Annotated in this window: 21 protein-coding genes; 10 read left to right on the top strand and 11 right to left on the bottom strand. The window is 68.9% G+C overall.

Features of this window, described 5'->3' with window-relative positions; translation table 11 throughout:
• Window positions 1–4: 4 nt before the first annotated feature.
• A complete protein-coding gene (locus tag AB0B91_RS22200; protein ID WP_358322503.1) occupies window positions 5–1141 on the bottom strand; it encodes a DegT/DnrJ/EryC1/StrS family aminotransferase in 1137 nt (378 codons plus the stop codon).
• Window positions 1138–2220, bottom strand: coding sequence for a GNAT family N-acetyltransferase (locus AB0B91_RS22195; protein ID WP_358322500.1), 1083 nt, complete (start codon window positions 2218–2220; stop codon window positions 1138–1140). Before AB0B91_RS22195 ends, AB0B91_RS22200 begins: the two co-directional genes overlap by 4 nt.
• A gap of 154 nt (window positions 2221–2374) precedes the next feature.
• Here AB0B91_RS22195 and AB0B91_RS22190 point away from each other — a divergent pair, with 154 nt between their 5' ends.
• The 9 genes from AB0B91_RS22190 (at window position 2375) to AB0B91_RS22150 (ending at window position 12162) form a co-directional block, all read left to right on the top strand.
• Complete coding sequence (locus AB0B91_RS22190; protein WP_358322497.1) at window positions 2375–3406, top strand: phosphotransferase family protein; 1032 nt, start codon at window positions 2375–2377, stop codon at window positions 3404–3406.
• A gap of 9 nt (window positions 3407–3415) precedes the next feature.
• A complete protein-coding gene (locus AB0B91_RS22185; protein ID WP_358322495.1) occupies window positions 3416–4165 on the top strand; it encodes an SDR family NAD(P)-dependent oxidoreductase in 750 nt (249 codons plus the stop codon).
• A gap of 178 nt (window positions 4166–4343) precedes the next feature.
• Window positions 4344–5645 (top strand): xylan 1,4-beta-xylosidase, encoded by a 1302-nt coding sequence (locus AB0B91_RS22180; RefSeq protein WP_358322492.1) that lies wholly within the window; start codon window positions 4344–4346, stop codon window positions 5643–5645.
• 455 nt (window positions 5646–6100) lie between these two features.
• On the top strand, window positions 6101–7993 hold the full coding sequence (locus AB0B91_RS22175) for an ABC transporter ATP-binding protein (protein ID WP_358322489.1): 1893 nt from the start codon (window positions 6101–6103) through the stop codon (window positions 7991–7993).
• A gap of 124 nt (window positions 7994–8117) precedes the next feature.
• Window positions 8118–9512, top strand: coding sequence for an ATP-binding protein (locus tag AB0B91_RS22170; RefSeq protein ID WP_358322486.1), 1395 nt, complete (start codon window positions 8118–8120; stop codon window positions 9510–9512).
• Window positions 9513–9580: 68 nt separating this feature from the next.
• Window positions 9581–10000 carry a roadblock/LC7 domain-containing protein gene (locus tag AB0B91_RS22165; protein ID WP_214637186.1) on the top strand — a complete coding sequence of 140 codons (420 nt, stop codon included), beginning with the start codon at window positions 9581–9583 and terminating at the stop codon, window positions 9998–10000.
• Window positions 9997–10356 (top strand): DUF742 domain-containing protein, encoded by a 360-nt coding sequence (locus tag AB0B91_RS22160; RefSeq protein ID WP_358322484.1) that lies wholly within the window; start codon window positions 9997–9999, stop codon window positions 10354–10356. The genes AB0B91_RS22165 and AB0B91_RS22160 overlap by 4 nt, the downstream gene beginning before the upstream one ends.
• 31 nt (window positions 10357–10387) lie before the next feature.
• The gene (locus AB0B91_RS22155) at window positions 10388–10945 is read left to right on the top strand and encodes an ATP/GTP-binding protein (protein WP_358322481.1); all 558 of its coding nucleotides are present in this window, start codon (window positions 10388–10390) and stop codon (window positions 10943–10945) included.
• The gene (locus tag AB0B91_RS22150; RefSeq protein WP_358322478.1) at window positions 10942–12162 is read left to right on the top strand and encodes a cytochrome P450; all 1221 of its coding nucleotides are present in this window, start codon (window positions 10942–10944) and stop codon (window positions 12160–12162) included. Before AB0B91_RS22155 ends, AB0B91_RS22150 begins: the two co-directional genes overlap by 4 nt.
• A gap of 57 nt (window positions 12163–12219) precedes the next feature.
• Here AB0B91_RS22150 and AB0B91_RS22145 read toward each other — a convergent pair whose 3' ends face one another.
• From AB0B91_RS22145 to AB0B91_RS22135, 3 genes are all read right to left on the bottom strand, one after another.
• Complete coding sequence (locus AB0B91_RS22145) at window positions 12220–13842, bottom strand: alpha/beta fold hydrolase (protein WP_358322475.1); 1623 nt, start codon at window positions 13840–13842, stop codon at window positions 12220–12222.
• Window positions 13843–13949: 107 nt separating this feature from the next.
• Entirely contained in the window at window positions 13950–14375 is a 426-nt protein-coding gene (locus tag AB0B91_RS22140) for a nucleoside deaminase (protein ID WP_358322473.1), read from the bottom strand.
• 12 nt (window positions 14376–14387) lie between these two features.
• A complete protein-coding gene (locus AB0B91_RS22135; RefSeq protein WP_358322470.1) occupies window positions 14388–15242 on the bottom strand; it encodes an LLM class flavin-dependent oxidoreductase in 855 nt (284 codons plus the stop codon).
• Window positions 15243–15335: 93 nt separating this feature from the next.
• On the opposite strand from AB0B91_RS22135, the gene AB0B91_RS22130 reads away from it, so the two are divergent.
• A complete protein-coding gene (locus AB0B91_RS22130; RefSeq protein ID WP_358322468.1) occupies window positions 15336–15791 on the top strand; it encodes an Lrp/AsnC family transcriptional regulator in 456 nt (151 codons plus the stop codon).
• On the opposite strand, the gene AB0B91_RS22125 is transcribed toward AB0B91_RS22130, so the two are convergent.
• The 6 genes from AB0B91_RS22125 to AB0B91_RS22100 form a co-directional block, all read right to left on the bottom strand.
• Entirely contained in the window at window positions 15770–16987 is a 1218-nt protein-coding gene (locus tag AB0B91_RS22125; protein WP_358322466.1) for a DUF418 domain-containing protein, read from the bottom strand. The two genes, AB0B91_RS22130 and AB0B91_RS22125, sit on opposite strands and share 22 nt — an antisense overlap.
• A gap of 42 nt (window positions 16988–17029) precedes the next feature.
• Window positions 17030–19885, bottom strand: a complete 2856-nt coding sequence (locus AB0B91_RS22120; protein WP_358322464.1) for a hypothetical protein — start codon at window positions 19883–19885, stop codon at window positions 17030–17032.
• A gap of 104 nt (window positions 19886–19989) precedes the next feature.
• Complete coding sequence (locus tag AB0B91_RS22115) at window positions 19990–21306, bottom strand: hypothetical protein (protein WP_358322461.1); 1317 nt, start codon at window positions 21304–21306, stop codon at window positions 19990–19992.
• Window positions 21299–22102, bottom strand: a complete 804-nt coding sequence (locus AB0B91_RS22110; RefSeq protein ID WP_219530358.1) for a polysaccharide deacetylase family protein — start codon at window positions 22100–22102, stop codon at window positions 21299–21301. Before AB0B91_RS22110 ends, AB0B91_RS22115 begins: the two co-directional genes overlap by 8 nt.
• Window positions 22099–23040, bottom strand: coding sequence for a glycosyltransferase (locus AB0B91_RS22105; protein WP_358322458.1), 942 nt, complete (start codon window positions 23038–23040; stop codon window positions 22099–22101). Before AB0B91_RS22105 ends, AB0B91_RS22110 begins: the two co-directional genes overlap by 4 nt.
• Window positions 23041–23051: 11 nt before the next feature.
• Window positions 23052–23882, bottom strand: coding sequence for a glycosyltransferase family 2 protein (locus tag AB0B91_RS22100; protein ID WP_358322456.1), 831 nt, complete (start codon window positions 23880–23882; stop codon window positions 23052–23054).
• Between the last annotated feature and the right edge of the window lie 57 nt (window positions 23883–23939).

The raw sequence follows: 23939 nt of genomic DNA, 5'->3' as shown, positions 1-23939 counted from the left end.
CGCCTCAGGCGGGCTGGAGCTCGCGCAGGATCGGCAGGGAACGGGCGGCGTACACCGGGTCGACGGGCAGGGCGTGGCGGGCCCACCAGCGGGCCGGGGCCGGATCGGGGGAGGGGTCGGTGAAGGCGGCCGCGTAGTCGTCGTACGGCGGGTCGTAGAGGTAGCCCGTCACCACCCCGCGCCGCTCCAGCGCGGCTATCGCCGCGTCACGGTCGCGCACCAGCAGCGGCACCCGGAACAGCGGCTGGTCGAGATGATCCCGTACGCCCGCCGCCACCGAGGGCAGCTCCGCCAGCATGCGTACGCCCGCCAGGCGGCGCGCCCGCTCCCCGGGCACCTTGGCCAGCCGCCTCGACTGGTACCAGCGGGCCAGCGCCCCACGCCGGGCCCGGTAGTCGTGCAGGTCGGCCCGGACCCACGGATCGAACGGCGGCAGCGACGGCACCTGCTTCATGGCCGCTTCGAGCTCGTCGGGCCGCAGCGGGATCCGGTAGCCCTCGCGCGACTCCTCCATGCCCAGCAGCCGCGAGAGCCGGAGCGCGGGCCGGACCAGGTCGAGCCGGAGCGCGGCCTGACGGGCCATCGAACTGGCCACGGCCAGCAGCTCGGCGCGGAAGGCACCCGGCTCCAGCAGCGCGTCGCGGGCCTGTACGAGGGCGCGCAGGTCCTCCACGCGCTCCACCGCCAGGACGCCACCCGACCCGGCGCCGGGATGCTTGGAGAGGCTGAACACCCCGGCCTGGCCGAACGTGCCCAACGGCCGGCCGTCGACGGTGGTCTCCATCGCGTGGGCGACATCTTCGATCAGGATTTTTCCGGTGAAGGCGGATACGGCGTCCGGCAGGCCGTACAGGTTGGTGGTCAGGACGGCGTCCACCTGGCCGAGGTTCACGCGGGAGGCGTCGATGTTGCCGTCGCGGCGCGACAGCGGCGCGATCACCGGGCGCAGGCCCGCCGCCAGCACCAGGAAGAGGATCTCGTCGGCGGAGATCGGTGACATCAGCAGCCGCTGCCCCGGCATGCACCAGTGACGCAGCGCGAGGTAGAGGCCGAGGCGGTTCGACGGGAGCAGCAGGCAGTGACGGCCGGTGCGCTCGGCGATCCTCTTCACGACCGGTTCGGTCGCGGCCGGCTCCGTCACGACTGGAGTGCCGTGCGGAGTCGCCCGAACGTCTTCAGCGCCCGGTCGGCCGTCTTGTGCAGCAGCGGGTTGGCCAGCACAGTGGCCCGGGTCTTGCGCACGGGCACCCGCACCAGCCAGTGCACGGCCGAAGCGGCGCCGATCGTGGCGACCCGGCCCTCGGCCACCTGGAACTCGCCGTTCTTCAACTTCTCTTTGTACTCCTTCTCGCCCCGGCCCATGTCGATCACCTGGATGCCGGACCCGGCGGCCTGCTCGGCCATCGCGAGATGGTGGATGAGGCCGGGGGAGTATTTGGCGTACTGCGTGTCGTACGCCGGGAACCAGCCGGCGAGTGTGGTGCGCGTGCGCAGACCGAAATGGCCGGCCATCGGCAGGTCGTTCACGTAGATCATGTCGAGCACCCCGGCGAAGCCCTCGGTCTGCGTGGCCAGCAGCCGCTCGACCAGCTCGACGATCCACTGGTGCGCGAACCGGTCGGTGCGCCCCGTACGCCGGTACTGGTCGGTCTTCCAGCCGAGCAGCGTGTGCAGCGGCGCCGGGTCGGTGGTCGCGTACTCGTGCCGGATCGGCCCGATGTCACGCTGGAGTTTGCGCGACTTGGCCAGAGTCGTCTTGTACGTCTTGCCGGAGTGCAGCCGTAGATACTCGGTGTAGGGGCCGTGTCCCTCGCGCAGGTCGATGATCGGGGACGGGTGGCGCTCATGCCGCCCGGAGATCATCGGCTGGCCCGCGACCAGGTGGTCGAACTCGTAGACCGACAGCCCGCACTGCTTGATCAACCGGCGCGGGTCGATCTCGAGATCCTTGGCGTGGACTAAGCCCTGCGCGTCGGTGAGCCCGGCGGCCACCGGCTTGCCGATGCCCATCGGGTGGCGTTCGAAGGGGAAGAAGCCCACGATGTCGGGCCCGTCGTAGAGCACGGCGACGCGGACCATGTCTCGTAGCTCACCGACCGTGATCGTGAACTCTGGAGACAGGAACGGGTTGTCGAAGGCCGCGTGTCCCTCCTGGAGAGCCCGCCATCGGCTCAGCTCAGGTGCTCCCAGCTCGCGAGGGTGAGCAAGTGTGACGCGCATGGGCTCCTACTGTCGGCATACCTTCAGTTAGTTTGGAGGTAGCTGTTGTACAGCCAGGGTAAGCGGTCTTACATGATGGTCGTCTGCGCAGCTCCGGAACGTTACATAACTCTCAGCTAGCCTTCAGGACCGAGTGGCGTTCTAATGTGTGTCCATGACCGTACCTGGGATTGACTGGCCTCGGCTGACCGGCTGGATGGGCGACAACGTGCCCGACGCGGGCGAGCCCCTGTCCGTCTCGCTGATATCCGGCGGCAAGTCGAACCTGACGTACCTCATCGAGGCCCGTGAGCGCCGCGTGGTGCTGCGTCGTCCGCCGCTCGGCCACGTGCTGCCCACCGCGCACGACATGCGGCGCGAGTGGCGGGTCATCTCCGCGCTCGCCCGGACGCCGGTTCCGGTGCCGGAGCCGGTCGCGTTCTGCGCCGACGAGGAGGTCATCGGAGCGCCGTTCTACCTGATGGGCCACGTGGACGGCCTGGCCGTCAGGAACCGCGAGCAACTCGGCGACCCCTCGCCGGCCGAGACGCGCCGGCTGGCCGAACGGCTCGCCGAGGTGCTGGCCGCCATCCACGCCGTCGACTACCGGGAGGTCGGGCTCGGCGACTTCGGCCGCCCGGACGGCTACCTGGCCAGGCAGCTCGCCCGGTGGTGCCAGCAGTGGGACCGGTCGAAGACCGCCGACCTGCCGGAGTACGACCGCCTGGTCACGCGGCTGGGCGAGCGCATGCCGGCCAGTTCCGCCAGCACGCTCGTGCACGGTGACTACCGGCTCGACAACACGCTCGTACGGCTGGCGCCCGGTCCGTCCGAGATCCTGGCCGTGGTCGACTGGGAGATGTCCACCCTCGGCGACCCGCTGGCCGACCTGGGGCTCACGCTCACCTACTGGCAGGACCCCGGCGACGAGGAGCGGGCCGGGATCCCGGTGGCCGGCGACGTGACGCTCGCCCCCGGGTTCCTGAACGCCGCCGAGTTCGCCACCCACTACACGAAGGTCTCCGGCCGTGACATCTCCGACCTTCCGTTCTACGTGGCGTTCGGGAACTTCAAGCTCGCGGTCATAGTGGAAGGTATCCACGCCCGTTTCCGGCAGGGTAAGACCGTGGGTGACGGCTTCGAGAACATCGGTTCCGCCGTACCCACCCTCATCGCCCGCGCGCACCGCCTGCTGGACCAGCCATAGGAGTCGTAAATGAGCACTGTGGCACTGATCACCGGAGCGGCGAGCGGCATCGGGGCCGCGGTGGCGCGGCGGCTGTCGGCGGGCGGGGCCAAGTGCGTCATCCTCGACCTCGACGGCGAAGGCGCCGAGCGCCTGGCCAAGGAGGTCGGCGGCGTGTGGCTGGCGGGCGACGTCAGCACCGAGGAGGCCTCGCGGGCGGCCGTCGCGCTCGCCGAGGACACCTACGGCCGGCTCGACCTGGTGCACCTCAACGCGGGGATCTCGGGCGGGGTGGACGTGGCGGCGTTCGACGTCGAGCGATACCGCCGGGTCGTCGGGGTGAACGTGGACGGCGTGGTCTTCGGCGTCGCCGCCTGCCTGCCGCTGCTCAGGCGCTCGGGTGGCGGCGCGATCGTGGTCACCTCGTCGCTGGCCGGGCTCGTCGGCTTCGGCGGCGACCCGATCTACACGATGACCAAGCACGCCGTGGTCGGGCTCGTCAGGGCGCTGGCCGGGCCGCTGGCCAAGGAGGGGATCAGGATCGGCGCCGTCTGCCCGGGGTTCACGGACACGCCGCTGGTGGCGGGGGCACGGGAGATGTTCGTCAACGCCGGGTTCCCGTTGCTGAGCGCCGCCGACGTCGCCGCGGCCGTCGAAAGCGCCTTCTACGCCGACGAGCCCGGCACGCTGCTCATCGTGCAACCGGGCAGGCAGCCGGTAGCGTACCGTTATGCGGGCGTTCCCGGCCCGGCTGGAGGTCAGCGCCCGCCAGCGTCTTGATCGACCGCAAGTCCCTTGCAAGTACTGATATATACCGTGAGAAGGGCTGGGAGAGGTGTCCCGGCCCTTGTCCACGCGCGAGGGTGGAGGCTCCGTGATTCCCACCGATGGCAAACACGCACGTCGAAGGCCGCCATGGCCGATCGCGTTAGGCGTAGGAATCCTCGCGATCGCACTCGTGGCGGGGATCATGGTGTACGCGGGCACGCGGAGCGGCCCTCGCGACGAGTACAAAGGCGGCGAGGTCGCCCAGATCCAGCCGAGCGAGCCGCCGCCGACGCTGCAGCAGCCGCCCACCCTGGACGACTGGCCGCGCTGGGGCGTCACCCACACCCAGTACAGCGCCGACAACGTGCCCCGCGAGATCACCGAGCAGGCCAAAGGCATCCTCGGCCGGGTCCCCATGCTGCAGAACCAGCACATCATGGGCTGGGGCGTGGGCAATCCGGAGCCGAGCCCCGGACAGTTCAACCTGCGAGATCTCGACCGGCGGCTGAAGCTCATGGCCTCCTCGCGGGCCGTCCCGGTCATCACGCTGTGCTGCGCGCCTGACTGGATGAAGGGCGGGCAGGCCGGCCGTACGGACTGGTCCAAGAACCACACGGTCGCCCCCAAACCCGAGCACTTCGACGACTACGCCAAGCTCGCGGTCAGGATCGCCAAGCAGTATCCGACGGTCAAGTACTTCATGGTGTGGAACGAGTTCAAGGGCTTCTGGAACGCCTCCACGAACCGCTGGGACGCCGAGGGCTACACGGAGCTTTACAACAAGGTCTACACGGCGCTGAAGAAGGTCAACGGCGACATCCAGGTCGGTGGCCCGTACATCCCGGTCGAGACCAACTCCGGCCAGGCTCCCTCGGAGCTCAGCGGCCCGTGGGGCACGGTCGACCAGCGCGCGCTGGACGCGATCGAGTACTGGATCGAGCACAAGAAGGGCGCGGACTTCATCGTCGTCGACGGTGCCTCGATGACCAACGACAAGGCCAACGTCCCTGACGACTTCGCCGCCCAGGCCAAGTTCGGCGCGGTCACCACCTGGCTCAAGAAGAAGAGCAACGACATGCCGGTGTGGTGGGCGGAGTGGTACGTCGAGCCGGTCAACTCCGGCTGGAGCGAGGACAAGCGCATCGCCGTACAGGCCACGACGCTGATGGAGTTCGCCAAGAGCGGTGTGACGTCGGCCCTCTACTGGAACCCGGAGCAGAAGGGCGGGGCGCAGTGCCCCGGCTGCCTCTGGTCGTCCGAGTCGGGGCAGGAAATGCCTATGGCGGGGCTGCTGAGCGGGTTCGCCAAGTGGTTCCCCGCCGGGGTGAAACTGGAGCAGGTGACCACCTCCGATCAGCGGATCAAGGTGCTGGGGCAGGAACGGCAGATCGTCATGGTGAACACGGCCGACACGAGCGTCACCGCCACCGTGGACGGCAAGCGGGTGACCTTGAAGCCGTACGAGATCCAGTGGGCGGGCCGCGGGGCCTGACGGGGTCTCCAGGACTGCCTCAGGCCCCCGATCGGATACCGGTCGGGGGCCTGTTCGCGTGTCCGGACGCCTGCCGGAGCCGCTCGCCTCGCCATTCTTCGAAACAATATTTACCATCGCCCGTAATTCCATTGCCGAAGGCGACTTGCGCCGTTCGGAAAGACGTCGAGGTGAATTGTCACTTCTGTGATCATCGATGCGCCTGCTTGGGTTTGCCCAGGCCCCGGCGGGGGTCGGGTATGCCGCTCGATGTATGCGCTTTATCGTCAATTTACCTCTGGCCTGCCCACATTCCTTTCCCGCGATGATCGTCAAATTGCCCCCAAATATCCCTCCAACCCCTGTTTTCTCACCTTTTGAGTGCTAGCGTCCTATTTTGAAAGCAGAAATGGTGCTAGTGCACAGGGGGGAATCATGGTTCTCGGTAAGCTCTTCCCGGCTCACCGCACTGACTGGTGGGGCTGGGGTCGCGGCGGCGGTTGCCGTCGTCGTCGCTGGGGTGGATGTGGCGGCGGCTGCGGCGGCTGGGGCGGCGGCTGGCGCAGGCGGTGGTGGTGGTAGCAGAGGTGCCACCTGAGAGCCGCCGGGTCTCCCAGCGGCTCTCACTCACCGCTCAGCCCCTGGCGCCGACGGTGTCCATCCGGAACACCTTCCGGGCCTTCTGGCCGGACACACGCGGCGTCAGGCGGCTGTTCGTGGCCGGGATCGTGTTCTCGATCCTGGCCGCTCTTTGTGAGGTCGCCGCCATCGGCCTGTTCGGCTACATCACCGACCGGGTCCTCAGCGAACGGGATCTGGGAGCCTTCTGGGCTCCCGCGGCCGCCTGGCTCGGCCTGGCCGTGCTGGCCGGTCTCGTCTCCTTTGCCGGCGCGTACGTCACCGCCGCGGGCGCGGAACGCTTTCTCCTCAAGCTCCGCGACCGCGTCTTCGGCCACGTGCAGACCCTCACACCCGATTTCTTCGAGAACCGTCGCCTCGGCGACCTGATGGCCAGACTCACCGACGACATCGAGTCCATAGAGGAAATGGTCGGCTCGGGCCTGGTCAAGGTGTTCACCACGGTGGCGAGCGTGATCTTCTTCGCCGGCGCGGCGTTCTTCATCAGATGGGACCTGGCGCTGGTCACGTTCGCGCTGGTCCCCGCGTTCCTGGTGGTCTCCAAGCTCTTCGCGTCCCGGTTCAGGAACGCGGCCGCCCGTGAGCGCACCAGCAACGGCGTCATGAACAGCGTCATCGAGGAGAGTCTGTCCAACCAGTCGCTCGTCCAGGCCTACAACCAGCAGCAGACCGAGGCCAGGCACCTGCACCGCGAAGGCCGCACCTGGCTCCGCGCGAACCTGTCCCAAGCCTGGCTCTCCGGCCTCTACGGCCCGTCCGTACAGGTCCTGGAGACCATCTGCCTGATCGTCATCCTGGGCTTCGGCGCCTGGGAGATCACCGAAGGCCGCCTCACTCTGGGTGGCCTGCTCGCCTTCGCCGCCTACCTCGCGTATCTGTACCCCGCCGTACAGAGCCTGGGCGAACTCGCCCTCACCGTCTCGCAGGCCGCCGCCGGTTCGGACCGCGTCCTGGAGGTCCTGTCCGTACGCCCGGCCGTCGTCGACCGCCCCACCGCCGGACCGGTGCGGGGACGCAGCCGGGGCCGGATCGAGTTCTCGCGAGTCGGCTTCACCTATCCCAAGCGGATCAGGGCGACCCTGCGGGAGCTGTCGTTCGTGATCGAACCGGGGGAACTCGTCGTCTGCACCGGACCCAGCGGCGCCGGCAAGTCCACGCTGGCCAAGCTGCTCCTGCGCTTCTACGACCCGAACACCGGCAGCATCATGCTGGACGGCGTGGACCTGCGCGACCTGACCCGTTCATCCCTGCGTGACAGCATCACGCTCCTGCACCAGGAGAACCTCCTGTTCTCCGGCACCGTCCGCGACAACATCACCTACGGCTCGCCGGACGCCGACGACGCCGCCGTGGTGCGGGCCGCCAAACTGGCCGACGTGCACGACTTCATCCAGTCATGGCCGCAGAAGTACGACACACCGATCGGCCAGCGAGGCCGCCTCATGTCAGGCGGCCAGCGCCAGCGCCTCGCCATCGCCCGCGCGATCCTGCGCGACGCGCCCGTGCTGGTGCTGGACGAGCCGATGACCGGCTTGGACGTGGAGACCGCCGAGCGGGTGATGGAGCCGCTGCGCCGCCTGATGGAGGGGCGGACCACGCTGCTCATCACGCACGACCTGCGGCATGTGCCGGAGGGGGTGCGCCGGATCGAGCTGGAACCGGTGCGACGCTCGGACCGGATCCGGATCCGGCGTCATCACCTCGGGGTGCACGCCGCCGGCAATTGCTAGTGGACCTACCTGCAAGAACGGCAGCAATTGGTGACCAACCGCCCACACAAAGCGAAGATTCCACTACACTCCGACGAAGATCTTTCAGGTTCAACGTTTCCGACCTCCGACGAGGAACCGCTTGATGCCAGCTCACATACCTGTTCACCGTCGGGCTCTGCTCGTGCCGCTGGCCGTCGCGATCGTCGCCGGCTCTGCGTGCGTGTGGGCGGTGGCCGCGGCGCCGGTCGAGGGGCGCACCCTCATGGCCTGGTGCCTGGGCACAGCCGCCGTCGTGGTGTGCGCCGCGATCACGTTCGGCCTGTACGGCCGGCAGCAGACACAGCAGCTCCGCGACCGTCTCCAGATGATGGACGCCGACATCGCCCAGCTCGCCGACCAGACGCTGCCCGCGCTGGTGCGGAGACTGCGTGACGGGGCGTCGGTCGACACCGCGCTCGCCGAGGTGCACAGGCCCGCCGACCTGGCCCAGCAGCGCATCCTGTGGACCCTGGCGCAGGAGGTCGGCAGAGGCGACCGCATGCGCGCGGCCGCCATGTCGGCCTGTGCGAACGCCGCGGGCCGGGTTCAGGCGCTGGCGACCAGCATGCTGGCCGATCTGCGGGAGATGGAGGACCGGCATGAGGAGAAGGTCCTCGGCGATCTGCTGAGGCTGGACCACAGCACCGCGCAGGCGGGCCGGCTGGCCGACAGCATCGCCGTGCTGACCGGCGCGCGCTCCGGCCGGCGCTGGACCAAGCCGATCGTGATGGAGAGCATCATGCGCGGCGCGGTGGGCCGGATCAGCGCCTACCAGCGGGTCCGGGTGCACTCGGCCAGCACCGTCGCGATCGCCGGGCACGCCGCCGAAGGCGTCATGCACGCCCTCGCGGAGCTGATGGACAACGCCACCAGCTTCTCGCCTCCTTCCGAGGAGGTGCACGTGTACGTGGAAGAGCTGAGCACCGGCGTCGTGATCACCATCGAGGACTGCGGTCTCGTCATGAGCGCCGCCGCGCTGAGCCGCGCCCGGCAGGCCGTCTCGTCCGAGCCGCTGGACCTGACGACGCTGTCCGGTACGCGCCTGGGCCTGGCCGTGGTGGGCTGCCTGGCCCGCAAGCACGACCTGACCGTCTCCTTCAGGCCGTCCTCACGTGGGGGCACCGGAGTGGTGGTCATGATCCCGCAGAAACTGGTCACACAGCCGCCGCCGCCCCCCGCGCCGGACCCGCCGCGTCCGCCGAGCGTTCCGGCCGCCCGCCGTCCCGCCTCCGCCTCCGCGGTCGCGGTCGCCCCGGCGTCCGCCGGGTCCGTCGCTGATGGCGATCTGCCCAGGCGCCGGCGCGGCCAGACGCTCGCGGCGGCGACGTCCACGACGCCCGCGGCCGAACCCTCGCCTCCGGCGAGGACGAGGCCCAGGCCGTCCGTCTCCGACGCCGGAGCGAGATTCAGCGCTTTCCGCCAGGCCAGCCGGGGGACCGGTGGCGGCGCAACACCTGCCGACACACCTGCTGTCAGCGCAGAGGACGACACCCTGTGACCGACCGACAGATTGGAGGGAGGGCTGTCCTTCCGGCACCGATGCCGGATGACCGTCCCAGAATCTCGATGAGAACCTCAGATCGCGACCTCGCCTGGCTGCTGGAGAACCTCTTGGAGAGGACGCCGCAGACCCGGCACGCCCTGGTGCTGTCGAAGGACGGCCTCAAGCTCTCCCACACCCACGCGCTTTCGGTGGACCGGGCCGATCAACTGGCCGCCATCGCCTCGGGTATCCAGAGCCTCGCCCACGGCGCGTCCATGGAGTTCGGCGACGGTTCCGGCGGGCTGCGGCAGTCCATGACGGAGTTCCACGGCGGGCTGCTGTTCATCGTGGAAGCGGGAGAGGGCGCCCACCTCGCCGTCGTGGCGACCGATGACGCCGACCCCGGCATCATCGGTCACAACATGAACGAACTGGTCGAGCAGATCGGGGAATACCTGACCGCCCCGCCGCGCGAACCTCAGCAGAGCAGCCGGGCCCTATGATCTATCGGCGAGTGGCGAGCGAGGACCCGGACCGGCTGTACACGGTCACCGGAGGGCGCAGTCACGCGGACGAGAGTGCCATGGACATGGTCACCCTGATCGTGAGCGAATGCGATCCGACCCCGGGCATGCAGTCCGAGCACGTCAAGATCCTCCAGATGTGCCGCCAGCCGATGGCGGTCGTGGAGGTCGCCTCGGAGCTGAAACTGCCGATCAGCGTCGTACGGATCCTGCTGTGCGACCTGCTCGACACCGGACGCATCACCGCCCGCCATCCGCCCAAGGCTCCCGCCAAGGCGCAACTGCCCGATCCCCACATCCTGGAGCAGGTGCTAGTTGGACTTCAGAACCTCTGACCCACCCGTCCGCACACCGCTGCGGAACACGATGACCACCGGACTCAAGATCGTGGTCGTCGGCGGGTTCGGCGTGGGCAAGACGACCATGGTCCGCTCGGTCAGCGAGATCCGGCCGCTGAGCACCGAAGAGACGATGACCCAGGCAGGCATGGGGATCGACGACGCGAGCGGCGTACAGACCAAGTCCACGACCACGGTGGCCTTCGACTTCGGCCGCATCAGCCTGAACGAGCAGATGGTGCTGTACCTGTTCGGGGCCCCGGGGCAGGAACGGTTCTGGTTCCTGTGGGACCGGCTGTTCTCGGGGACGCTGGGGGCGGTGGTCCTGGTGGACGTCCGCCGCCTGGCCGACTCCTGGTACGCCATCGACCGGCTCGAACACCACGGAATGCCGTTCATCGTCGCGCGCAACAACTTCGACGAGCCGACGCATCCCCTGGAAAAGATCCGGGAGGCACTGGACCTCTCCGACGACGTTCCGCTGATCGACTGCGACGCCCGCCAGCGTGACTCCAGCAAGGCCGTGCTGATCGCCCTCGTGAACCACCTCCACGCGATGTCCTCCGCCCAGGGGGTTACCCGATGAGCTATGTCCCCGAGCCCGTGAGGATGTACGGCCCCCGGTTCCAGGAGGATCCGGCGCAGCTGTACCGGGACATGAGGAAGGAGTACGGGCCGGTCGTCCCGGTCCTGCTCGAAGGCGACATCTTCGCCTGGCTGGTGATCGGCTACCGCGAGCTCCGCTACGTCCTCGGCAATCCGCAGCTCTTCGCCCGCGACTCCCGCCGGTGGAACGCCTGGGATCGCATCCCGCCGGACTGGCCGCTGATGGCGTTCGTCGGCTACCAGCCGTCCATTCTGTTCACCGAAGGCGCCGAGCATCAGCGGCGGGCCGGAGCCATCAGCGACGCCCTCGCCTCCGTCGACCAGTTCGAGCTGAGATCCCGCACGGAGAGGGCCGCCGACGGCCTGATCGACGCGTTCACCGGCCACGGCCGGGCCGACCTGATAGCCCAGTACGCCCAGCCGATGCCGCTGCTGTCCATCTCTACGCTGTTCGGCCTGCCGGACGCCGAGACGCCCCGCCTGGTGGCGGACGTGACCGAGTTGCTGAACACCGGACCGGGCGTCGTGGAGGCGCATCAGCGCGTCCAGGCCACGATGCAGCGGCTGCTCGACGCCAAGCGCGAGCGCCCCGGTCCGGACCTGCCCTCACGCCTGGTGGCCCATCCCGCGGGACTCACCGACGAGGAGCTCATCCAGGACCTGGTCGTGTTGATGAGCGGCGGTCAGGAGCCGACCGCCAACTGGATCGCCAACACCCTGCGGTTGATGCTGACCGACGAACGGTTCGCCGTGACCCTGTCGGGCGGCCGCCGTAGTGCCAGTCAGGCGCTGAACGAGGTCATGTGGGAGGAGTCGCCCGCCCAGAACAGCCTGGGCCGCTGGGCGGTTCATGACACCCAGCTCGGCGGGCAGCGCATCCGGGCCGGCGACGCGCTGGTCATCGGCCTCGCCGCCGCGAACGCCGATCCGCAGGTACGGCCGGACTCCTACAGCGGCTCCGCCGGCAACCACGCGCACATGTCCTTCGGCCACGGCGAGCACGGCTGCCCGCACCCGGCGCCGGAACTCGCCGAGGTCATCTCCTACACGGCCGTCGAGGTGCTCCTGGACCGGCTCCCGGACCTGAGGCTGTCGGTGCCCGCCGACGATCTCGTCTGGCGGCCGTCCTTCCGGCTGCGCGCCCTGTCGGCCCTGCCGGTCGAGTTCTCGCCCGGCTACGCCAGGGGAATCGGCTAGAACCGCCGGTTGTGTGTCCCCGATGTGTCAGGGGGCACACAACCGGTCGGCTCGACGTCAGTGGACCGGGCGGCCCGTGATGGACAGCGGGGAGTCCTGCGTGGACAGGGTCGTCGCGGGCGGTTCCGTCGGGAACTGGGTGGGACAGTGCGTTCCCGCCGCGGGCATCGTGCGGTTGATCAGGTACTTCTCGATGTAGTCGCGCGCACAGGTGCTGTTGCGGAACTGGCCGTGGCCGACACCGTCGTACTCCAGGACGACCGAGCGCGGGATCTGCCGGGCGGCGGCGTAGTTCCAGGCCGCGGGGGTGGCCACGTCGTCCTTCGCCTTGATGACCAGGGTCGCCGGAGTGCCGCTGATCTTGAGGCGGTGCTGCGGGTTGGACGTCTTGCCCTGCCAGTTGAGGCAGGTCAGGACGTCGCTCCAGAACGGGGACAGCTCGGTGTGCGGGGCGACGGCCTTGAGGCGACGCTTGTAGGCGTCGAGCTCGGCGAAGCTCCTGACGTTCCACTTCCAGTCGGAGCACCAGATGGCCGGGTAGGCGTAGTTGACGCCCTCGGCGGCCGACGCCGAAGCTGCTGCGGCGGCGGCCCTGGCCGTCGTCTTCGACTCGGCCGATGCGGACGCGGACGGTGAGGTCGTCGGCTGGTCGGCGGCCTTCTTGGCCGCCTGACCGGCCGCCAGCGCCTTCAGCCGCTCAGCCAGCGGGAAGAAGCCCGCCGACGGCTTGTACATCGGCTCGAACACCTCGATCCGGACCGCCTCGTCCGACAGCACGTCGCCGGTCTCCGGGTCCTTCAGAGTGCCCGCCCTGGCCTTGGCCAGCAGGTCGTCCAGGAGCGCGGGGACGTCCTGGCCGTGCAGCGCGCAGGCGGCGGTCTCGCCGCACCACTTCGCGAACGCCAGGAACGAGCCCTCGAGGTCGTCGGTGGCGGTCTTCATGTACTGGTAGGCCGAGGTGATGCTGTGGTCCATGTTGGAGTCGATGGCCATCGCGCGCAGGTTCTTCGGGAACAGCTCGGCGTACTGCTGGCCGACCTGGGTGCCGTACGAGATCGCGAAGAAGCTGATCTGGCGCTCGCCGAGCGCCGCCCGGATCGAGTCCACGTCGCGCGCCACGCTGGTGGTGTCGACGTGGTCGAACAGCGGGCCGGTGCGCTCCCGGCAGTTCTTCGACAGCTTGGCGTTGAAGGCCAGCCAGTTCTGGTACTCGGCCTCGTTGGCCGGGTAGGTCGGCGGCGTCTCGTTGACCACGTCCTCGCCGCACAGGATGGGCGTGCTGCTGCCGACGCCGCGGGGGTCCACGCTGACGATGTCGAAGTACTGGCGCAGCGGGCTGTCGTCCGGGATGCCACGGCCCATGATGTAGGAGTTGAGGCCGGAACCACCGGGACCACCCGGGTGCACGAACAGCACGCCCTGGCGCTTGGCCGGGTCCAGCGCCTTCAACCGGCCGATGGCCAGGTCGATCGTCGGGCCGCCGGGCTTCGCGTAGTCCAGCGGCACCTTGATGGTCGCGCACTCACCCTTGTACGTGGTGCCGCATTCCGCCCAGCCGATCGCCTTGGGCGCCGCCTCCAGCCGCTCGGCCGAAGCGGCCGACTGGGCTGACGCCACCCCGGTGAGCTGGGACACGAGTGCGGCACCGGCCAGTGCCGCGGTGAACAACCGTAACCTCACTGTCGGTCCTTCCTGATGCGTCGACAGGTTTCCATCGATCATCCTGGCGGCCGACAGCGCGGTTTGCGTGGTTTTACTGAGGTTGTTGGGGAAAAGCCGGTGTCGGACTAGACGTAATAGCCCTCGACCGGCACCCGTGCCTCGTCGTACAGCGCCGGTCCGTCGAGCTGTGCCCCGGCGTTCCCGGCGGGCGGCTTGAGCCCGCTGAGCTGCTCGCCGGACAGCGCGAACACCACCCGCCCGAGCCCCGACCGCTCGATGGCGCCCGAGCACATGCCGCAGGGCTGGCAGCTGGTGTACATGACGGTGGTGGCCGCGGCCTCGGGGGTGAGCTCGCGGGCCGCCCAGCGGGCCAGCTTCAGCTCGGGGTGCGCGGTGATGTCGGAGTCGCTGATGGAGGTGTTCGTGTCCTCGGCGAGCACCTCGCCGTCCGCCCCCACCAGGAGCGACCCGAACGGCGGGTTGCCCCCCGCCCGCGCCTTGGCGGCCAGCCCGATGGCTCTGCGCAGGAACTGCTCGTCGTCGTGCGTCATGATCGCTCCGTTCTATGAGTGGTTCGCGTGCAGGTCCCAGGAGGCGGCTACGGCCGCGAGGGCGTGCCAGGCCACCTCCGGGTGACAGGTCTCCTGCGGGTCGCCGCCGAAAGGGTCGAGCACGACGGTGTCCGCGCCGAGGAGGCGTAGCTGTTCGAGGTCGTCCACGATCTGCTCGATCGTGCCCGCGCCGGCCAGCCGGTCGGGATCGGTGATCGGGGTCGTGGTGAGCCGGAGGACGATACGTGGCATCAGCGCGGGCACCGGGCGTCCGTGCTCGCCGGCCAGGGCTTCGAGACGGCCCACGGCTTCGCGCAGCCAGGGCAGGGTGTTGCGGAGGGGGTGCCACGGCTCGCCGAGGCGCACCGCGCGGCGCAGACCGGCGTCGCTGTTGCCGCCGATCCAGATCGGCACCGGCCCGCCTCGGTAGTCCTCGCCGTCCGCCCAGGCGGCGCGCAGCGCGTGGAGGTACTCGTCGGTCAGCGCCCCGCGCCGGTGGAACGGCACGCCGAGTGCCTCGAACTCCTGCCGCGCCCACCCCACGCCCACCCCGAGGACCAGCCGCCCCCCGCTGAGGTCGTTGAGGTTGGCGGCCATCCGGGCGACGAGCTGCGGCTGCCGGTACGGCATGATGAGCACCGTGGTCCCGAGCCTGATCCGGTCGGTGATGCCCGCCAGCCAGGCCAGCGTGGTGAAGGGCTCGTAGAACGGCGCCGGATACTGCTTGGCGACGTCGGGTGTCACCACCACATGGTCGGAGATCATCAATAGGTCGAAGCCGAGGCCCTCCACCGTCCGCGCCCAGTCGCGCAGCACGTCGGGGTTGGTGCCTGGTCCGAAGTTCGGGACATTCACGCCTATCCGCACCCGTGAAGGCTAGCCAATCGGTCGTTGCGCCAGGAAGGGGGTCTTCCCGGTGTACGTCACGATTGGCCGGGGAATTGCCGGTATTTTGGGTGGATGGCCGAGAGCCTTGACATGACGGACTGGTCGATCATCGCCGAGCTCCAGACAGACGGGCGCATCGCGCTCACCGAGCTGGGGCGACGGGTCAATCTCAGCCCGTCCGCGACGACCGAGCGGGTGAAGCGGCTGGAGGCGGCCGGGGTCATCACCGGCTATCGAGCCGAGGTGGATCTGGAGAAGGTAGGGTTCGCCGTGCTCGCCGTGGTGCGGCTCAAATACCCCGGCAACCGGCACGAGCCGCTGCACCGGCTGCTCGGCGAGCGTTCCGAGATCCTCGAATGCCTGCGTACGACGGGCGACGACTGCTACCTGCTGAAGGTGGCCGCGACCTCCATGTCCCACCTCGAACAGGTCGTCGACGACCTCGCCCAGTTCGGCAGCACCACCACCAACCTGGTCTACAGCCGCACGCTGCCCTATCGGGGACCTCAGGCGCGCCCTGACCTCTGATGGGCGCCCCGCCCCGGCCGGCTCCAGTACGTCAGGGCGCGGAGCAGCCATTCCACCGGCCCGTACCGGTGCGATCGCAGCCACCAGTGGCTGAGGAGGACCTGGGCGACGAAGACGGCCATCGCGATCAGCACCTCCAGCGGCGGGCTGACGCGGTCCACGAGCGCCAGGCCGTACCCGGTGAAGATCAGTGAGCAGATGAGCGACTGCCCGAGATAGTTGGACAGCGCCATCCGGCCCGGCGCCGCCAGCGCCCGCCCGATGCGGGGCAGATACGGCAGCAGCCGCAGGAACGTCGCCGCGTAGGCGGCGGCGAGCAGGGGAGCCGTGACCAGGTCCACGGCCTCGCCGAGGAACTTGTTCACGCTGCCGTGCCAGGCCGACAGCGTGTAGACGAACGCGCCGCCCAGCCCGACGGTGAACCCGACCCACTGCAGCCTGCGGAGCGTGGGCGTGTGCGCCGTAAGGTCGCGCAGCACGCCGAGCTTGCCGACCGCGAGCCCGATCAGGCAGGCGGCCAGTACGGCCGGCCCCTGGAAGAGCACGCGCAGCACGACGATGAGGGAGAGCTTGCGCAGGTGCTCACCGATGATCTGAAAGCCGGAACCGCGCAGCGCCGCGTCCGAGTTCACCGCCTCCGCCACCCCATGCGAGACCGTCCCCGCCGTGTCCAGGCCCACCATCGCCAGGACGGCCAGCAGCACGAACCCCAGGGCCAGCAGGGACGTCAAGGCGACCGCGAGCATGACCGCGGTCCTGGGCGAGATCTTGCGGAACAGCAGCAGGGCCAGCCCGACCGCGGCGTAGGTGGTGAGGATGTCACCCGGGAACAGCAGCACGGCGTGCGCCAGCCCGAGCAGGAACAACCCGGCCAGGCGGCGCAGGAACATCGGCACGAACGCCTTGCCCCGCCGCACGGCCGAGTCGACCTGCAGCGTGAAGCTGTAGCCGAACAGGAAGGAGAACAATAAGTAGAACTTGTTCTCCATGAGCAGCGTCACGGTCCACCGGACCGCCCAGTCCAGCGGAGAGACGAACGCGGGCTCGGCCATCCCGGCCATCCGGTAGCCGGAGGCCAGGAAGGCGATGTTCACCACGAGGATGCCGAGCAGCGAGAAGCCCCGCAGGGCATCGACGGAGGTGATGCGCGCGGTGGCCACGGATCGCTCGGGTGAAATAGCGGGATGTGTCCTCATCAGCGAACATCATTCCGCAAAACCTGAGGGTTTCCTGTGAATCTAGTTTTTTGATGCGATATAGATAAATCGCTCGATGATCACGGCCACGGCCACGGCGAACGCCGGTATGGACACCCACAGCAACACCCTGCGCGCCCTGACCGCCCGGTTCGGCCCGTTGAGCCGGATCACCTCGTAACCGAACATGCTCGCCCAGGTCAGGGCCAGTGCCGCGAGACCGACCGGCGTCCATGGCGAAGTGGGGTCGCCGCGCCCCTTGTACGGCTGGGGATCCGGGATCTCGGTGCCCTTGACGAACTTCTTCCACGTGTACAAGGCGGCGTCGCTGTTGGAGAAGACCTTCTTGACATCCGGCGAGGCGTCCAGTGCGGCCCGGAACCTGGCGCCCCAGTCTTCCGGGAAGCCTTCGTTGAGCTGCAGGTAGCTGATCTGACCGGTGCTGACGGCAAGATAGGTGTTGCGCGGGCTGGCCTTGAGCGTCGCCACCGCCTTGGCGATCTGCGTCGGATCTTTGTACACGAGTGCCTGGCCGTTGAAGTTGACCAGCTCGATGTCCTTCTCGCCCCATGGCAGCGTCGGGGTGACCTCGGGGCCCTCCTTGGCCGTCAGGTAGAGGACCTTGGCGCTCGGCTTGTCGTGCGCGTAGATGTAGTGCATCGCGGCGACCTCGCCGGTCGTCACCCGCTCGAACTTCTCGTTGCCATAGCGGGCCACCAGGAACGCCCCCGCGAACAGCACCGCGAAACAGGCCGCGAGCACGACCGACAGCTTCCTGGTCAGCTCGGGGTTGAAGCGCACGTTCCGCTTGCGGATGGGCACGGTCTCCTCGCGCACGTCCGCGCTGTCGGCGGGCAGGTTCGGGAAGAACGCGTACGCGGCCAGCAGACAGGCGCCGGGCAGCGCGAACATGTAGATGCGCAGCCCGATCTCGCCGCCGTAGCTCTGCAGCCCCAGCGCCAGCACCGGCACGCAGAGCAGGATCAGCGCCGCCCGGTCGAACACCCCGCGCCGCAGCCGCCTGAGCAGGCCCACCGCCGCCAGCAGGAGGATCACGGCCAGGATGCCCAGCCGCGCCTGCAACACCAGCGCGTGCGCCGGGTCGCTGCCCGCGATGCGGTCGCCGGTGTTGGTCTGCAGGTTCGTCAGAATCCTGCCCAGGCCGCCGAAGATCGCGTTGATCTGCCCCGCCCAGAACCCCACGGTCTCGTAGCTGATCCAGGCCAGCACGGCCAGGCCGAGGAAGAACGGCAGCGCCCACGTCAGCTTGGTCCGCTTGAAGATGAGGAACGCCGTCAGCACGCCGAGCATCATGAACGGCGTGATCTGGTGCGATGCCGTCGCCGCGAAGAACAGCGCGAGCAGCATCATCAGCATCAGCAGCCGGTCGGCCCGGAACGTGCCGGTGTTGGCGATCTCGCCGGGCGTCATCGCGTCGAGGCGGCCGAGCAGCTTACGCAGCCCCTTCGGCGCGATCGGCTTGGTCCGCGGCTCCACCCGCCCGAACCAGCGCAACAGGATCGCGACGAAGGCCAGATAGAGGGCGAAGGTAAAGCCCTGTGGCGAGAAGTAGTCCTGCCCGATCCACTGCACCAGCACGAACAGCAGCGCCGCGAACCAGCGCGCCCGCGTGGTGGCCACCACCTGACGCAGGATCAGCACGAAGGGCAACAGGTAGAGCAGGTTCGTCAGCAGCGGCGTCCACTGGAGGATTGTGGTCATGTCGGTGATGCCGGCGGCCTTCGTCACGAAGGCGAACAGCGCGAAGTAGCCCGGCCAGCCCATGCGGGCGTCGATGTTGATCGCCGTCTCGCCGGTCCGGCCGATGAAGTCGACGAAGCCCGCGTGGATGTACGCCGTGGGGAACCTGGGCTCACTCGCCACCAGCGAACCGGCGCCGTGCAGGGCGAACGTGATGACGGCGATCTGGAACAGCAGGAGGAACTTACGGTCCGTGCTCTGGGCGACGGTCACGAAGAACGACACCAGCATGATCAGGATCGCGGCGAACGCGCTGGCCGGGAGGGCGGCGATCAGGCCGAGGCCGTTGATGTCGGCCGGGTTGACACCGCGCAGCGGACCTGGGGCGACACGCAGGGCCAGGATGTACATGACCAGGCCCTCGACCGTGAGCAGCGCGGGGAGCCAGGTGGGCGCGCTCCGCACCAACTGCCCCACCCGTCCACCCAACCCCGTCGCCTTGGCGGGCGCCTTGGCAGGAGTCTTGGCGGGGGTCTTGGCCGGGGGCTCGGCCGGGGTCTTGGCCGGGGCGTTGATCGCGGTCTTGGCCGGGGGGTCGGTGGCGGGCTGGACGCGTGCCTTCGCGGGAGCCGGGGACTCCGGGGGAGCTTCCACGGACAGTCGCGCGACCGGGGCAGCCGCCGTGGGGGCAGCCGCCTGAGGGGCAGCCGTCTTCGGCACATCCGCCTTCGGGACGGCCACCCCTGGGCTGGCCACCCCCGAGGCGGCCGCCTCCGGGACCGGCGCCTTTGAAGCGGTCTCCTTGGGGGCGGCCACCTCCGAGGCGGTTACCTTCGGGCCGGGCGCCTTTGGGGCGGTCGCCTCCGGGATGGCTGGCTTCGGGGCAGTCACCTTAGGAGCGGCCACTTTCGTCGGCACGGTCCCCGCGGCGGCGCCATCCGCGGCGGGCTCGGGCGCGGCGTCCTTCGAGCCCTTTGAGTCCTTCGAGGCTTTTGTGGCTGTGTCTTTTGTGCCCTCCGGCTTCGGTGGTGAGCCGATGTGGAGGGTGGCAGGCAGGCGTAGCGCGGGCAGGGTGCCCGGCTCCTCCTCGTCGTCACCATCGGTGACCTCGGCGGAAGAGCCGGACGCGGGGCTGTCCGAGCCGTCCAGGCGCGGCAGGCGCGGGATGACGCCCGTGGCATCCGGATCGAAGGCCACGCCCGTTTCCTCCTCTGCGCCGTCTGTGGAGTCGCCCATGGGCTCGGAAGAGCCCGTGATCCCCGTTGTCATGCCATCGCCGTCACGTTGCCTCACGTTGACCATCATGCGGCCCCGGACGACCCCTGAGTGACGCTAGCCTGTCGCATATCACCAAGAATGAGTATTTTGCGTAGAGATTTGAAGATCAAAAGTGCCATCAGGGTCTCGCTGAGCAGCAAGCCGTACCCCACCGCATTGACTCCGGCGAACGGGAACAGCCCCAAGATCGAGACCACCACGAACACCGCGAGCCCGATCTGCACGGCGGCCAGTCTCCGCGCGTCGCTCTGCGCCCGCAACACGCTCAGATAGACCTCGATCAGCACCCGCGGCAGCACGGCCAGCGCCATGAGCCGCAGCAGCGTCGTACCGACCGCCGCGAAGCCGTCCCCGAAGATGCTCAGGATGAGCGGCGCGCCGGCGAGCACCACCACGATGATCGGTACGATGATCATAAAGGCCCGCTGCAGCGCCCGGCGGCAGTTCTCGGCCAGCTGCGATCGGTCGAAGGAGCCCTCGACGGTCAGTGACACGGCCATGTTCATGGCCAGCAGTTCGATCATGCTGGCCAGCGTGTGGGCCATGGAGAAGCGGCCGAACGTGGCCTCGTCCACCCGGGTCGCGACGACGGTGGGAACGAGGTAGACGATCGCCAGGATCGACAGCGTGCCGGGGAAGTCGCCGGCCAGGAACCGGCCGATCTCGCGCAGGCGCGGCGGCTCCTGGACGGTCTCGGTCCGCTTCATGTGCCGGGGGACGATGACGCCGAAGATCAGCCAGTTGACCGGGATCAGCGCGAGCGCCGTCGGCACCATCCAGGAGGTGAAGATGCCGCCGTCGGGCAGCGCGCCGGCCATCGCGACCAGCAACCCCATCTTGGCCAGGCCGAAGACCAGGTTGTTGAGCGGCACCCAGGTGGCCTCGCGCAGGCCGGTCAGCACCACGTCCTGCAACGTGAACACCGACCAGACCAGCACCGAGGCCAGGAAGAACAGCCCCGGCCCGAACCCGCCGAGCACCGAGTAGGTCTGCCCCCACAGCGGCAGGGTCAGCAGGAAGCCGAGTGCCGCAACGCCGCCGGTCGCCGCCGCCAGGCCGTACCCCCGCAGGATGAGCTCGGGGATGCGGCGGCCCGCCAGCGGCAGGAAGCGCGAGAGCGCGCCCACCAGGCCCAGAGCGGTCAGCGACGCGAACAGCCGCATCGCGGTGATCATCGCCTGGCCGCGGCCGAACTCCTCGGGCGTGTAAAAATGGGCGGCCAGCAGCCAGTAGCCCATGCCGAGCGTCGCGGTGATCGCCGTGTTGGCCATCAGCGCGTAACCGTTTCGGAACAGCGGGCTACGCAGGTCGCGCAGCACTCTCCCCCAGAGGTTAGACATGGCCACGCACCCGCTGCAGGCCGTACCTCGTGCGCCTGACGATCGCGTAGCCCTTGGTGAGGACCCGCTCCTTCAGGTAGATGAGGGGGACGGCGCTGCCCTCGACGGCGCGCTTGAACATGCTGATGGACGTGTGCCGGGCCACGGTCAGCCGGGGGATGGCCAGCATGTCGTGGCGGTCGGCGGCGATGGTGTTGTTCACGGCGCAGGCGGCGAAATAGCCGGCCTTGCGCACCTCGCGGCGCACGCGGGCGCTGGAGTAGCCGTAGGGATAGGCCATGGTGGCGACGGGTGTGCCGATCATGTCCTCCAGCAGGCCCTTGTTCCGGCGTAGTTCCTGGCGCAGCTCGTCGGTGCGGAGCTGGTCGAGCTGCGGGTGACTGTGGCTGTGGCCGCCGATCTCGATGCCGGTCTGGGCGGCCTCGCGGGCCTGGCCCCAGGTGAGCATGTCGTCCAGCGGCCGGCCCGCGGCGTCGTCCCCGGCGTCCGACACCCAGCCACTGGTCAGGAAGACCGTGGCCGGGAACTTGTAGCGGTCCAACATCGGCAGCGCGTGGCTGTGGAAGTCGGCGTAGCCGTCGTCGAACGTCAGCACGATCGGCTTGGCCGGCATACTCCTGCCGTTGTTGTTGTTCAACGAGGCCACCAGATCACCCAGCGTGAGCGGGGTGAACCCGCTCTCCGACAGGTAGGCCAGCTGCTCGTCCAGGTCCGACGGCCGTACCGAGTGGGGGCGCGTCTCGTCGTTCGGGTTGTCGGCGACGGAGTGGTACATCAGGATCGGTACGCGGATCATGCGCGCACCGCCTTCAGCCGTGCCGAACCGACCACGTAACCCCAGGTGGTCCAGGCCAGACCGACCACGATCGCGGCGGCCCGGCCGAGCCCGCCGACGTCGCCGCGGAACGCCTCGCCGACGCCCCGCAGCGCGCCGAGCGGCAGCGTCTTCAGCGCGTGGGCCCGCTCGCTGGCCAGCCCGTCCTGGGTGCCCACTTCCTTGGTGACCAGGGCCTTGGACAGTCCCTCCGCGTAGCACCTGGACCTGAAGTAGGCGAACCGTTCGCGCTGCCGCGACACCTTGTGCCCGATCAGCGCGCGCGGCTCGAACAGCATGACCGAGCCGGGCTTGCGCTGGCTCAGCCTGATGCAGAACTCGGTCTCCTCGCAGCCCAGAGGCCGGCTCTTGCGGCCCTGCACGCTGCGCCCGATGCCGCTGTGGAAGCCACCCACCTCGGAGACGACCTCGCGCAGAAAGGCGGCGTTGCCGCCCATCACATTGCGGATCGGCGCCTTTACCGCGGGCATGCCGCGGTAGGAGCAGCCGACCGTCCAGTCGAACTCGTACGGGAACCAGCGCGGTCTGCGCTGGGACGCCCACAGCGGATCGGTACGACCGCCGACGCCGACGACGCCCGGATCCTGGAAACCCTCCTCCAAAGCCTCCAGCCATCCGGGATCGGCGACCGCGTCGTCGTCGAGGAACGCGACGATCTCACCGGTGGCCGTGGCCACGCCGGTGTTCTTGCCGCCGGACAGCCCCTGCTCGTGCGTGTTCTCCACCACAATGGCCTGTGGGTAGGCACGCTTGAGTTTCAGGTGCAGGTCCGGGTTGTAGTCGACGACCAGGATCAGCTCGCGTGGCCGGCATCGCTGCTGCTCGACCGACTCGACGGCTTGCCTGATGTCCTCCCACCGCTCGTCGGTGTATACGCAGATGACAACAGACGTCTTCACAACGGACCTTCTTACGCGACACCCCGGTCCGCGGCCGGAGCAGTGGCGGGCTTGGGCTGCGGCGGGGCGGGCTGGCGGCGCCACTCTCGCAGGATGGTCGTCAGCACACGCATGCCGTCACGCACGACGCGCAGGTTGCTCTCGCCGTGGATCCGGTTGCGCTCGTGGCTCGGCACCTCGTGCACCTTCAATCCGGCCTTGGCGGCGCGGACGTTCAGCAGGGTCTCCACCTCGAAGCCGTCGCAGTCGAGGTCGAGCGCCTCCAGGTGGCGCGCCCAGAAGGCGTTGTAGCCATAGCACAAGTCGGTGTACTGGGTGCCGTACATCACGTTGACTATGCCGGTGAGGACCCTGTTGCCCAACCGGCGGCCGAACGTCAGGTCGTCGCTGCCGCCACCGGCGGCGTAGCGCGAACCCTTGACGAAGTCGGCGCCGGTCACCAGCGCGCCGACGAACGTGATGATCTCGTGGCCGTCGGTGGAGCCGTCGGCGTCGATCATCACGATGATGTCGCCGCTGGCCGCCGCGAAGCCGGCCGCCAAGGCGTCACCCTTGCCCTTGCCGGTCTGGGTGATCACCTTCACATTGGGCCGCAGGCGTCTGGCCACCGCCACCGTCTCGTCAACGGAGTTGCCGTCGACGAGGATGATCTCGTCGATCCACTGTGGCAGTGTGGCGAAGACGTGCGGCAGGTTGTCCGCTTCGTTCATGGCCGGGACCACCACACTCACCGTCGGAGAGATGGCCAGGTGAGGGGTGACGGGTGTGAAACGCTCAATCGGCGGCATCGATCGCAGGGGCGCGACCTGCACTTTGCCGTTGTGCTTGATGTCGGGACTCATGGTGAGGGAAATTCCTTCCGAGATCCCACCATGCGGGCCGGACGCAGCCACTCCCGG

It is taken from the genome of Nonomuraea sp. NPDC049141, assembly GCF_040648415.1.
Taxonomy (GTDB): domain Bacteria; phylum Actinomycetota; class Actinomycetes; order Streptosporangiales; family Streptosporangiaceae; genus Nonomuraea.
This window is presented reverse-complemented; position numbering and strand designations above follow the sequence as displayed.

What these genes read in the sequence shown, in the direction of transcription:
- AB0B91_RS22195 (WP_358322500.1), bottom strand. Translation starts at nt 2,220, where the DNA reads ATGCGCGTCACACTTGCTCACCCTCGCGAGCTGGGAGCACCTGAGCTG.
- AB0B91_RS22190 (WP_358322497.1), top strand. Translation starts at nt 2,375, where the DNA reads ATGACCGTACCTGGGATTGACTGGCCTCGGCTGACCGGCTGGATGGGC.
- AB0B91_RS22185 (WP_358322495.1), top strand. Translation starts at nt 3,416, where the DNA reads ATGAGCACTGTGGCACTGATCACCGGAGCGGCGAGCGGCATCGGGGCC.
- AB0B91_RS22170 (WP_358322486.1), top strand. Translation starts at nt 8,118, where the DNA reads ATGCCAGCTCACATACCTGTTCACCGTCGGGCTCTGCTCGTGCCGCTG.
- AB0B91_RS22165 (WP_214637186.1), top strand. Translation starts at nt 9,581, where the DNA reads ATGAGAACCTCAGATCGCGACCTCGCCTGGCTGCTGGAGAACCTCTTG.
- AB0B91_RS22160 (WP_358322484.1), top strand. Translation starts at nt 9,997, where the DNA reads ATGATCTATCGGCGAGTGGCGAGCGAGGACCCGGACCGGCTGTACACG.
- AB0B91_RS22155 (WP_358322481.1), top strand. Translation starts at nt 10,388, where the DNA reads ATGACCACCGGACTCAAGATCGTGGTCGTCGGCGGGTTCGGCGTGGGC.
- AB0B91_RS22150 (WP_358322478.1), top strand. Translation starts at nt 10,942, where the DNA reads ATGAGCTATGTCCCCGAGCCCGTGAGGATGTACGGCCCCCGGTTCCAG.
- AB0B91_RS22140 (WP_358322473.1), bottom strand. Translation starts at nt 14,375, where the DNA reads ATGACGCACGACGACGAGCAGTTCCTGCGCAGAGCCATCGGGCTGGCC.
- AB0B91_RS22130 (WP_358322468.1), top strand. Translation starts at nt 15,336, where the DNA reads ATGGCCGAGAGCCTTGACATGACGGACTGGTCGATCATCGCCGAGCTC.
- AB0B91_RS22125 (WP_358322466.1), bottom strand. Translation starts at nt 16,987, where the DNA reads ATGAGGACACATCCCGCTATTTCACCCGAGCGATCCGTGGCCACCGCG.
- AB0B91_RS22115 (WP_358322461.1), bottom strand. Translation starts at nt 21,306, where the DNA reads ATGTCTAACCTCTGGGGGAGAGTGCTGCGCGACCTGCGTAGCCCGCTG.
- AB0B91_RS22110 (WP_219530358.1), bottom strand. Translation starts at nt 22,102, where the DNA reads ATGATCCGCGTACCGATCCTGATGTACCACTCCGTCGCCGACAACCCG.
- AB0B91_RS22100 (WP_358322456.1), bottom strand. Translation starts at nt 23,882, where the DNA reads ATGAGTCCCGACATCAAGCACAACGGCAAAGTGCAGGTCGCGCCCCTG.